This is a genomic window from Bacillus sp. FJAT-29937, from assembly GCF_001509555.1.
In the GTDB taxonomy this organism is placed as follows: Bacteria; Bacillota; Bacilli; order Bacillales; family Cytobacillaceae; genus Cytobacillus.
The window spans coordinates 62,024-73,286 of the sequence record NZ_LMAS01000011.1 but is presented as its reverse complement, the minus strand read 5'-3'; the positions used below and the strand labels follow the sequence as shown (position 1 = coordinate 73,286).

The 11,263-nt window shown below is 36.6% G+C and carries 13 protein-coding genes; 2 read left to right on the top strand and 11 right to left on the bottom strand.

Features of this window, described 5'->3' with window-relative positions:
- Positions 1-26: 26 nt before the first annotated feature.
- The 8 genes from AR328_RS19225 to AR328_RS22930 form a co-directional block, all read right to left on the bottom strand.
- On the bottom strand, positions 27-1,139 hold the full coding sequence (locus AR328_RS19225; RefSeq protein ID WP_066300104.1) for a DUF2812 domain-containing protein: 1,113 nt from the start codon (positions 1,137-1,139) through the stop codon (positions 27-29).
- The gene (locus tag AR328_RS19220; protein ID WP_066300216.1) at positions 1,136-1,429 is read right to left on the bottom strand and encodes a PadR family transcriptional regulator; all 294 of its coding nucleotides are present in this window, start codon (positions 1,427-1,429) and stop codon (positions 1,136-1,138) included. Before AR328_RS19220 ends, AR328_RS19225 begins: the two co-directional genes overlap by 4 nt.
- 271 nt (positions 1,430-1,700) lie before the next feature.
- Positions 1,701-3,041, bottom strand: a complete 1,341-nt coding sequence (locus AR328_RS19215) for a DUF4179 domain-containing protein (RefSeq protein WP_066300101.1) — start codon at positions 3,039-3,041, stop codon at positions 1,701-1,703.
- Positions 3,022-3,543, bottom strand: coding sequence for a sigma-70 family RNA polymerase sigma factor (locus AR328_RS19210; protein WP_066300098.1), 522 nt, complete (start codon positions 3,541-3,543; stop codon positions 3,022-3,024). The genes AR328_RS19215 and AR328_RS19210 overlap by 20 nt, the downstream gene beginning before the upstream one ends.
- A gap of 506 nt (positions 3,544-4,049) precedes the next feature.
- Complete coding sequence (locus AR328_RS19205) at positions 4,050-4,925, bottom strand: DMT family transporter (RefSeq protein ID WP_066300096.1); 876 nt, start codon at positions 4,923-4,925, stop codon at positions 4,050-4,052.
- Positions 4,926-5,041: 116 nt separating this feature from the next.
- Positions 5,042-5,563 (bottom strand): CBO0543 family protein, encoded by a 522-nt coding sequence (locus AR328_RS19200; protein WP_231735023.1) that lies wholly within the window; start codon positions 5,561-5,563, stop codon positions 5,042-5,044.
- 346 nt (positions 5,564-5,909) lie between these two features.
- The gene (locus AR328_RS19195; protein WP_197414498.1) at positions 5,910-6,713 is read right to left on the bottom strand and encodes an NERD domain-containing protein; all 804 of its coding nucleotides are present in this window, start codon (positions 6,711-6,713) and stop codon (positions 5,910-5,912) included.
- A complete protein-coding gene (locus tag AR328_RS22930; RefSeq protein ID WP_066300089.1) occupies positions 6,614-6,868 on the bottom strand; it encodes a hypothetical protein in 255 nt (84 codons plus the stop codon). Before AR328_RS22930 ends, AR328_RS19195 begins: the two co-directional genes overlap by 100 nt.
- Positions 6,869-7,163: 295 nt before the next feature.
- On the opposite strand from AR328_RS22930, the gene AR328_RS19185 reads away from it, so the two are divergent.
- Both AR328_RS19185 and AR328_RS19180 read left to right on the top strand, forming a co-directional pair.
- Entirely contained in the window at positions 7,164-7,709 is a 546-nt protein-coding gene (locus AR328_RS19185; protein ID WP_066300086.1) for a GNAT family N-acetyltransferase, read from the top strand.
- Positions 7,710-7,889: 180 nt separating this feature from the next.
- Complete coding sequence (locus AR328_RS19180; RefSeq protein WP_066300078.1) at positions 7,890-8,924, top strand: DUF3231 family protein; 1,035 nt, start codon at positions 7,890-7,892, stop codon at positions 8,922-8,924.
- 65 nt (positions 8,925-8,989) lie between these two features.
- On the opposite strand, the gene AR328_RS19175 is transcribed toward AR328_RS19180, so the two are convergent.
- The 3 genes from AR328_RS19175 to AR328_RS19165 all read right to left on the bottom strand — a co-directional run bounded on the left by AR328_RS19175 (position 8,990) and on the right by AR328_RS19165 (position 11,153).
- Complete coding sequence (locus AR328_RS19175) at positions 8,990-9,538, bottom strand: PadR family transcriptional regulator (RefSeq protein ID WP_066300073.1); 549 nt, start codon at positions 9,536-9,538, stop codon at positions 8,990-8,992.
- An 87-nt stretch (positions 9,539-9,625) separates the two neighbouring features.
- Positions 9,626-10,231 (bottom strand): L-2-amino-thiazoline-4-carboxylic acid hydrolase, encoded by a 606-nt coding sequence (locus AR328_RS19170; RefSeq protein WP_066300063.1) that lies wholly within the window; start codon positions 10,229-10,231, stop codon positions 9,626-9,628.
- Positions 10,232-10,349: 118 nt separating this feature from the next.
- On the bottom strand, positions 10,350-11,153 hold the full coding sequence (locus tag AR328_RS19165; protein WP_066300060.1) for an Fpg/Nei family DNA glycosylase: 804 nt from the start codon (positions 11,151-11,153) through the stop codon (positions 10,350-10,352).
- Positions 11,154-11,263: the final 110 nt, after the last annotated feature.

Here is an 11,263-nt window from a genome sequence, read left to right as displayed (position 1 = left end):
TCAACTGTCAGACAAGTCTATTTTTGTTATTTCAATGAATCAGCTTTTAGCATTTTTAATTCTTTGCGATAGCCTGCAATAATTTTTGTCAATAACACAATCCACATGACCGTTATAAATAGTAAGGCTACTTTTATAAACCCATAAAAAGACCATTCAAAAAAAGAATCTGGCATCGAAATAAAATTTACATACAAACTTTGAATGCAAATAAACATTAAAAATACACCCATACCAACGTTCATCATAAAAGCCTTCTTCATATAGCGCCGCTTCTCCTGCAGATCGTAAGTAAAAGCTGGTACCTCTTCTTCAGCACTGTAGGATTTCGCCCAAATTGAATAATTAAGCCATGTAATATTTGACGTAAACTTTAGCTTCCAGCCCATTTCCTTGTGGAGCGCGAAATAATTTGCATTCACTTTCGGTTCAAAGCTCACTTCGTAAATAGTCTTTTGAGATTCCGTTTTGCGGAAGGTAAAAACAGCTCCGAAAACTGATTCTAGCTCCAGCCCATCACTAGCCATTTTTTCTAGCCATTCCTTCGTTTGGAACGGTTGATACATCCAGCCAAGATATAATTTACGCACTTTTTGCCCCATACCTCTTTTTTCAATCGCCATATCCATTACACTTCGCTCAAACCTGCGATAGGCACGGAAAACAAAAACAGTTAATCCAATCAAGAAAAGTAAGATAATCACTGGGATGGCAACCGGTAATACACCTATTTGCCCATTCGCTATGCTCATAATTGTCCCAAAAACAAGGAGTGCAGGCACCTGAATGGAAAGCATAAACATCGTGATCAGCAAAAATAAGTAAGCATGCATTCTTGTACGTTTGAAAATAGCATCCCGTGCAGGATAAGCCTCTATTTCAGAACTTTCATTTTTCAGTATTTGCCACTTTCCTGATGAGGCCGCTAATTCCCAGCCTGCACTTGCAAGTCCATGTGGCAATGCTCTTCCTCCATACTGCACAGCATATTGGGCCTTCTTGCCCTGACCCTCCTGAAATGAAAACTTTCGGGACCAATGATTAAAATTCACTAGGAGATAGCCGTCATTAGCCATTTGAGTAAGCCATCGTTCCGTCTGATCAATCCGATAACTCCAAAGCCATTTCATTTTTTTCATAGGAAATCCCCCTCAAAGCGTAAAACGTTTCCGTGTAATTCCTTTAACCGTGCCATTTCAGCCCTCATAACCGACTTGCCAAGCTGTGTCACTTCATAAACCGTTTTTCTTTTATCATCTGCAAAAACAGTAATTAATTCATCTTTTTGCATTTTTGTTAAGGTTCCATAAATAGTGCCCGAACCTAGCCTTATCCGCCCTTCTGTCAGCTCTTCTACACGCTTAATAATTCCATAGCCATGATAAGGTTCTGTAAGGGTCAATAATATATAAAAGGCGGTTTCGGACATTGGTACATATTTTTTGATTAGCTTTTCCACCTCTATACCTCCATATATCGGAACTTGATATGTCACACCATGACATATTGTATCTTGACTATATCATGCCGTGACATATAATTTCAATACAAAAAATATCATAAAAAAAGAATCCACTTTGAACTAACATTCAAAATGAATTCTCAGATTTCCAGCCGAAGTTTTTTTATAAATATATGCTCAGGCACTATCTCACAACAATCGAAGGTGTAGCATATGAATATATAATTTTACTCAAAATTTATTCATTCAAATCAATATCAATTTGTAAATCTGAAAATACTTTATAAGTCGAGTCAATCATATTAAATTCCAGTGGTTCTTCATGACTTACTTTTGGATAGGTTACCTCTATGTGATCAGGCATTTGCTTGAAGCTAATGGCCTCATACATTTGATAGGTCTCTTGACTTATGATGCTTGGGAAAACGGGCTGTAATGGGTCCATCTCGTATTGGACAACAGTCCCATTGGAATTCTCCGCAATATCTATTACTTTTATTTTTGAATCTGAGTTTAAAATAGCTCCCTTCATAAAAGGTGCTGTGACATTATCCCACTCATAGGCTTTTCCATTGCTGGATGGCACTTCTCTTCCTTTATACGTTGTAATATAAGGAACAATTTTATAAGAATGGGCATTTATGCTTCTAGCCACTTCTACTTTCTCATGAAGCGTTCTTTCCTGAACCATTTGGTCATAGGCATTTTTATAGCCGCTGGTGCTTCTGATCGGGTGTTCTGGATACATAACCCCATCAGGTCCTATCGCAACCAATGACAAAGCAAGATAACTATTTTCGGGCAGAGCTTCCTCCAGCTTCATTTCTATTCTAGTATTTAAAAGTAAAACCGATGGAGTTAGCTGAACATTATTAACAGCAAATGAATTTCCTTTTCCATCCTCTTTAACAATTGGGCTTGTCTTTTCAATGAACTCACTTTCCTTCTGCAAGGTAAAAGCAAACGACCAATCTCCCTCTACATCATTGATTTTATGAATACGCATTTCGATTTCTGAAGTAGACGGAAATTCCTTCGAATTATAGAACTTTAATATATCTCCCTTTTCTATTAGATCCTTTGTATCCATTCCGCTAAAATATGAATTTCCATCTGACTTTTCATTCACGAAAAGTTCTAATTCAATGTCAGATGTATCATACTTCTTTCTCATCTGATCACTAAGCTCAACGTGATACGATATAGCTAATTGATGATTGTCCATATACCCTTCTTCTAGCATGACCTTTATATTTTGATCTTCCGCTACTAATGATAGACTTTTTACTTTCCCCTCCTTAACCATCAATTTTAACCCTTCATCCCCGTTATTATATAAAATGTTATTAGGGGCACCCGCCGTTGTCGTTCCTTCAAGGAATGAATTGAATAATAATCCTCCGATTGCTAGGATGAGAATGGAGGCGATACTCGCAAATATGGTCTGCCTTTTTATAAATGACTGTCTTTTTGTGCTTTTTCCTATTTTTATTGCCTCTTGGACCGTTTTGTCTAGTTGAGCAGCTGGTACAGGCACATTATTTATCATCTTCCTAATATCATCTTGTAGCTTCTCCATATGTGTCTCCTCCTTTTTCAAGCATTCCTTTTACCTGATAAAGTGTCCGGTGTAATTGGGACTTGATGGTTCCTTCTGGTTTTTCCATTATTTCTGAAATATCCGAAATAGAATATCCGTAGTAAAAGCGAAGCAGCAACAATGTTTTTTGCTGTGGCTTTAGCCTTTCAAAAACCTTTTCAATATCCATCGCCATAATAGCAGCATTTTCCTCATTCAAACCAGTATCTACCCAGTCCGGTTCAAGCAAAATAACATCTTTCGTTTTTCTAATAAAGTCAATAGACGTATTTATTAGTATCCTAGTCATCCATGTTGAAAAATAATGAATATCCTGCAATTTATGAAAGGATTTATACCCCTTAATAATGGCTTCCTGTACAATATCAAGGGCGTCCTGTTCATTTTTCACATATGAATAGGCAACTTTATAAAGTTTTTCCTGTTCATGCTTGATTAACTTTTCAAAGGAATGACCGGAGAATGATTTAAAAATGGACACAATCTCCCCTCCTTTTATCTCGTGATCACGGATACAACAGCGCGCTCAGTTTAAAAAAAGACGTCTTACCTATTAGACATTGGCTCAGACGGAATCGTTCCATTTATATTTAATTTAAAAATAGCGTGTCGCGTCTAATAAATCGCTATGGATTGCTAAATAAATGTTTATTACAATGATAAATATTATAACTGTATGGTGTTTTTACTATGTTTAAAAAATAAACGGAGAAATTCCGTTTAAATTGAAAAATATCTATATTTTCTTAAAAATAAGGGGAACTTTTCCGCTTATCATATCCAATGCTATTGATTTTGCCTTATTTAGTGCAGTTAGTCGGAATTTCTCCGCTTATATCTGCTCCTTTAGCATCCAGTTTGTACATTAGACGGAAATTCTCCGACTATATTTTTACATAATAAAAAGCATGGAGAATTCCTTACGAATTACCATGCCTTGTTGTTCTATTTACCCAATTTCTAGTATTCATTTGATCTTAATAGGATTTATTTCACCAACGCCCGCTTTTTACGGAACACTGGCTTCACTTCAGCAATCAATATTGCGAGCATGATTAACACAGCACCGATGATCATACGGCCTGTCAATATTTCATGTAAAAAGATAACCGATAAGACCATTCCGAAGAAGGATTCGGTTGATAGAATGATAGCTGCCTTTGTCGCCGTTGTATATTGATGGGCGATATTTTGAAAAAGATAAGCAATCGTTGTTGAGAAAATGGCTAAATACACAATTGAGTAAATGGCTTCGTTTTCAAACGTCGTCGGTAAATCTCCTTGAATTAATACCGCAATTACACTTAGTAAAGAGGCTGTTATGAATTGCACAATGGTTAGTGATATGGCATCTTCCTTTTGGACAAAAAGATTCGTATAAAAAATATCAAATGCAAAAGCAACTGCACAAGCAAGTGATAATGCATCACCAATATTGATGGTCATTGTACCTTGCAATGACAAAAATCCTATTCCAACAATAGCTATACAGGAGCCAATCATTTCATAACGATCAATTCTGCGCTTATATAAGAGATACGCAATAATTGGCACTACGACAACATTTACGGCTGTTAAAAAGGCATTTTTGGATGGAGTGGTATATTCCAAACCAACCGTTTGCAAGGCAAAGCCGATAAATAAAAAAGTTCCTAAAAGGGCGCCTTTCCATACGATAGACTTTGTAAACCCTTTGAATTTATATCCAAATAAGATCATTAGAATGAGGGTTGCGATCACAAATCTGCCAGCCATCACCTGGTAAGCTGTTAAATATTCTAGTGCAATCGCAGTGACAACAAACCCGCTGCCCCAGACAATCGCTGTAAATAGCAGCATTCCATCCCCAATATATCGTTTCATCTTCTTTCTCCTCCTGACTAAAAACAATAATACCATGAGAAGAAATATATGAAGCCGATTAATTTTCTAAACTTACTAATTTATTTTTTTACAGGCTCCATTTTAGAAGCCTTGTTTTACCTAAACACTTTACTAGGGACATCAAATACCTGCCATAGAAAGATAATAAAAAGAAATGAAAAGAACCAGGCCAATAGTGGACGGGTATGATGGATTCTAAATAACATAAACATAACAATAGTAAACAAGGTTGACCAATATAAATTCCAGCCATTAAAGTATTTGAACTGGTTAAGCTTTACATCGATTAATTCATTAAAGAAATAAATTAACACCCAGCCCAACATATATAATAATTGCTTAAACTTATTTTTATCAGGGAATTTAGAAAGGTATATAAGAATGGTGGCTGGATACTTAATGAAAATACTTGCTAAGGATATTTGGGTACCGGTTAAGCCAAAATATTTGTCCAGACCCTGTGGGACATATTTCCACATTGGATAAAAGTCTGATAATAGATACAGATAGAGAAAGTCGCCTAATGCAAAAAATAATATGGTTGGATAATACTTCTTCCAATTTTTCATATCTCCCCATTTTACCGTTGCCAGAATCCACAATAAGCCATAAACCACATTCAACCTTTACACACCCTCTGTACATTCAATTCCCTTTTTCTGCACGTTAACCCCTTTTTTTGTAGAAAAATCTTCTGCCTCCATTGACAGCCACACCTCTGATGGGATGTTGCCTTTCTTTTCCTAATAATATGGACATTTTCACTATTTCTATCCTGCTAGTTTTCAGTTTCCTGTATATTTTTAAAAGGACAGCTGTCATCCTATTGATTAATGCTTGATTCTTGGATTATTTGCACGATATTTTAGATATTTGAACGATTCTCGGATTATTTGCGCGATATTTTAGATATATGCACGATATCGCACGTATTTGCACGATACTACTGAGGGCAACTTAACTTCATAGAATATATTCCCTACCCTTTTTTTCTCCACTAAATGTAAGGTTTAAAGACTTGAGGATGCGAGTTGCCGCAGATTTGGAGGGTAATTGGAGAAAGTTGCGAAGTTTTTGATTGGTGATAGTATTTCCAATTAAGAGCTTATAATCATTGATAGCAGAGTGATGAGCTGACCTTGAGGAAAAGCCACATGAGATACACTCCCATTTTCTTTGTGCCCATCTCATTTGCAAGGTTTCGCAGTTGGGGCAATGAACTCCTTTTAGTAACTCCCTTTCATGAACACCAAATTCCTCAAGGATGCATTTATCATATGGAGTGTGTAGTTTTAATAATAGTTTTGATAATCTATGTAATTGCTTATTATCTAACACCTTATCTTTATGCAGATTTTCTAGCATGTTTATTTTACTTGGAAGATTGGCGCTTTTAATAATTTTATTAACTTGCCTATGGTTTTGGGAGGCAGTTATTATTGCTGCGGGATTTGTGATGACTAAAAGGGGAGCAATAGGTATTTGTGGGTATTTGTTTACTTGCAGCAATTGGCCTAGCTGAAATTGATGTCTATTTATTTGTGCAAGTGGGCTGGGGAATGCTTTCTTCACGTCATCAAAAGTCTGGATCAGCTGATCAAATAGTTCATCGAAGTATAGTTCGCCACGATAATTTTTTGAATCAATGGGGATTAATAGTGTTGGTGTTAGTAAAAATACGTCCATTTCAAAAAAGTGTCCATTCTTTGAATCAGGTAAGCGAAGGTTATGAAAGATTCGATACCGTTTTTCGTCAAGAAAGCCCAAATAATATAATAAGGATTTTCTCCCCAGTGGCCTGCCAGTCTTCTCTTATATTCACTATCTACCTTTGGAAAAATTTGATGCGCATTTGGCAACCTCCTACGTAAAGCATCAATTTTCATAAGCCTTTCGGGAAATTCGAATTCTTTTAATATCATATGACCAGCTCCTTTGGTATTGTATATTCAATTAAACTAGCATATTATCCTGCTTATGTTATATGCGAAACAGAAATTATCCTTCACTTTGGGAAAAGGGAGAGGAAATTGCAGTTTTAGGTCCATTTTTGTCTCGGAATGAACCATATATTTAAGGATTTACTGATATTTGCACGATATTTTAGATATTTGCACGAAACTTTGGATATATGCACGATTTCGCACGTATTTGCACGATATTAAATATATATGCACGATACGAGCCGAACACCCATTAAAGGGGGAATATTATCGTATGAATTTATCAAACACTTTTCCCGTATTGGAAACGGAGCGTTTTATCCTGAGAGAGGTTGTTCAGACCGATGCAGCCAGTCTATTGACTTACCTATCGGATCAAGAGGTGATGAAATACTTTGGAATGGAGCCCTTTCAAAGTGAGGAGGACGCGATTGAAGAAGTCCAGTGGTACAAAGAGATTTTTGAAAATAAAACAGGAATACGCTGGGGAATTACATTGAAAGAAAAAGATACAGTGATTGGGAGCTGCGGCTTTCTGAATATGTCTACAAAGCATTCTAGAGCTGAGATTGGCGCTGAGCTCTCAAAGGATTATTGGAGAAAAGGGATAATGTCCGAAGCTTTATCAGCTATTATCCCCTATGGCTTTAACCATCTTAATTTAATGAGGATACAGGCTTTGATCGAACCTCCAAACATCCCTTCCATTAAATTATTTGAAAGTATTGGATTTTTTCGTGAAGGCCTTCTAAGAAAATATGAATACTCTTGTGGAAAATTTGATGATTTGTATATGTATTCTTTGTTAAAAACTGACTAGCATTAGGGACAGAGTAGTGATTTTACATGGCACATGAATATCATATTTATATTTGGATATAACAACCTTGTAAATATTTTGCCAACTAAACAAGAAATTATTTTTTATTCCAAGACAAGTTCACAAAATAGAATTAAAACGAGAGGGAATGCTAAATAATAAAATGGATGTGATTATGCGATGGAACCGCTTGAACCATATAAAGCAGTCGAAACACTAGCAAATCAAAATGAAAAATTAACATCAGCCGAAATGGGAAAACTGTGGGCAGTATATATGGGGAATAGTATGTCAAGATGTGTGATAACCTACTTTCTTAAACATGTCGGCGATCAAGATATTAAGAAATTATTAGACCATGCTTTGAACCTAGTTAATGAATTTTTAAACACGATAGAGGGCATTTTTGAAAAGGATCACTTCCCGATTCCGGCTGGGTTTACTGACGAGGATGTAAACCTTGATGCACCGAGACTTTTCGAAGATGAATTCTACCTGCATTATATCAATTATGTGGGGAAAGCGGGTATGAGCATATACAATGTCGCCATTCCTTTAGTGTTCAGAAAGGATGTAAATGACTTTTTTCTCTATTGCATGAAATCTACAATTGAGTTAATGGAACAAGTGAAAAGTATATTATCGAATAAAGGCTTCATTAGGAAACCACCCTATATTCCAATACCAGAGAAAGTTACGTTTATTGACAAAAATTTCCTAAATGGTTTTTTTGGAGATATCAGGCCTATGCACGCTTTAGAAATCGCACACCTTTACGATAATATTCAGAATAACGTAACAAGCAAAGCGCTTCTCTTAGGCTTTTGTCAAACGGCAAAATCAAAAGAGGTTCGAGAATTGTTTAAAAGAGGGGAAGATATTACAACTAAGGCAATAGAACGCTATTTTGAAAAAATGCATAAGGAAGACTTGCCATCACTAGCCTATCTGGACCATTTGGTCACTACATCAATCGTTGCTCCTTTTTCAGATAAATTAATGCTATTTCATAAAGTAGATATGTTTTCCATGAAAATTCGATCAGTAGGGAACTCCTTAGCCGTCAATGGCAGACATGATATTGCACTGGTGTACACTAAGTCATTAGCAAATATCTCCTTGTTTGTAGAATTAGCCGCCAAACTTATGATTGATAATGGATGGTTTGAGCAGCCGCCAGTAGCGGCAAACAGAGAGGATTTGGCCTCTAAATGAGAGTGCAGGGACAGGATTTCTGTCCCTGCTGTTCTTTGCTATGAATCGGAAAGAGCCCCTTCCTCCTAATCCTCACTGTTCCTCATTGCCTTCAAAATTTTATTTAAAAAGTCTATTTGAAGCTTGTAATGATCCAGCATATTTTCGAAAGTGATCTTTGTTAATTCATTTACTTCTATAAACTGAGACTTTGCCGTTTGGCCTGCCTCAAGTTTATTCATCTTTGAGGAGAGCTCGGCGATTTGTGCTTCTACTGCTTCTGCAATCAAATGTGGTTCTGCCTGATGATTCGGCAAATTTAGCATCGAAAGTCCTGTATATAAATGGACCGGCAGAATAACGGAAGTCTCATGAAAAGATTCCACTAAAAGCTTCTTATATTCTTGTTCACCGGAATCCGTTATTTCATAAATAGCTTTCGAACGGTGACCTGTAGTTTCAACTTTAGTTACTTTGACGAGTCCTTCCTTATCCATTCTTTTTAATGCGTGATAAATGGAACCCGGGAGAATTCCAGCCCATTCATCCACTGCACTCACCTGTAAAAGCTGTTGCATTTCATAGCCTGACATAGGTTTTGTCCTTAATAATCCAAGTACCATTAGTCGTGTCATAACCACCACTCCAACATTAAGTATTCAACGTTAAGTATCGTGGTAAAAATATAACACCATTCAATAGTGATGTAAAGAGAGGCCCATTTATTCATCTATTTGATCAAATTTGAAAAAGCAGTGCGAATCTCCCTTAGACAGCAGCTTTGGTCGTGAAAATGTCACACCATGCTTTTTAGGATGAAGGAGGTCTCCCCAAACATCATCCATACTGCAAAAAATTGGCATGACTTCAAGTGCCTGATTTGAGCGGAAAAAGTCAAAGTAGAAGCATTTCTTTATATGCAAATGATAGGACTGTTCTGTATCTTTTTCGGTATGGTGAGTAAAATGATGGTTTCCATAATGCTTTATTTGTTTAAGTTTAGATATTTTCACAATTCGTTTAAATGGCTTACGATCCAAAAGCAAATACAATTTCATAAAAAACTGCTGCTTACTTTTTGTTCTTTCTATTAAACAATAGCGGATAATTTCTTCCCAATTCTCATAATGATACTTCTTCAATACTCTATACGAAGCAAGTACCGTTGAGGTAAAAATTAAATTGAGTTCGGTAGGTTTATCCGTTGCCCAACTTTTATTTTCTTCAAGAACAGTTAGGTACAAATCGTGGGCTTCCTTTGTCTTTTCTTTTCCAATCTTTTGTTTTAGGCCCTTAAAAAATCCCTTTTCAATAATTTTATTAATCATGTTATCTCCTCCAAAATGATTAATGTTGGATAATCAACGTTGAATATAAAATAACATGTTAGTTATAGATTGTAAAGCCTGATATTTTCTAAGGTAATTCCAAAGTAAACTCCCCGTATTAACGCTGGCAAGTTCTACAGAAATAAGTTTTTCGTGAGGATATTTCCACTTTCGCAATAGGTGTACCACATCGCTGGCACTTTTCCCCTTCTCGGTTGTGAACGGACATCTTATAGCCCCCTGTTTTGACATCACCCTTAAAAAGAGGTTCCTCCATGTAACCTCCATGTTGAATTCCCTGCTGAAGAATGTATCGGATTGATTCGTATAAACGAATAAGATGATTGTCATCTAGTTCAGTTAATCTTCTTTCTGGCAGGAGCTGAGCATGCCAAAGAATTTCATCCGAATAACGATTGCCAATCCCGGCAATAACCTCCTGATTCAGCAGCGTGTTTTTTAACCCGCCTTTCCTGCCTCTCATAATGGCAAGAAAAGCATCTGAAGAAAAACCATGCTCGAGCGGCTCTGGGCCTATGCTCTGAAATTCCTGCTCGATCATTTCCGGTGTTAAAAGGTGCAGGTAACCTAAACGGAGTCCAATAAAATAAAGATGGTGATCTCCAAAGGATAACTGTACCTGTACCGTTCGGTCTGGCCGATCTTCTTCTTTCCCATAAAACATCCAACCGCCAAGCATCAGGTGTAAAAGCAAACACGAGCCATTTTGAAGTTGGAATATTAAATATTTTGCTCTTCTTTCAATAGCTTCAATTTTCTGATTCACTATTTGAAGCACAAATGGCTCCTTAGCTATATTAATAGATTTTTCCCGGTTAATCGTAACCCCTGTAATCGTTTGCCCGCCAATCAATTGTTGCAGCAGCGATTTATACGTTTCCATCTCAGGTAGTTCTGGCATCGTTTTTCCTCCGCTCTGAAATAGGAGCTATGAACATTCATTTAGTTAGCAGATTAAGTCATCTCTCAGCCTTTTTCCTTTGTTATTCTTTACAAAAGGATGAATGAAAA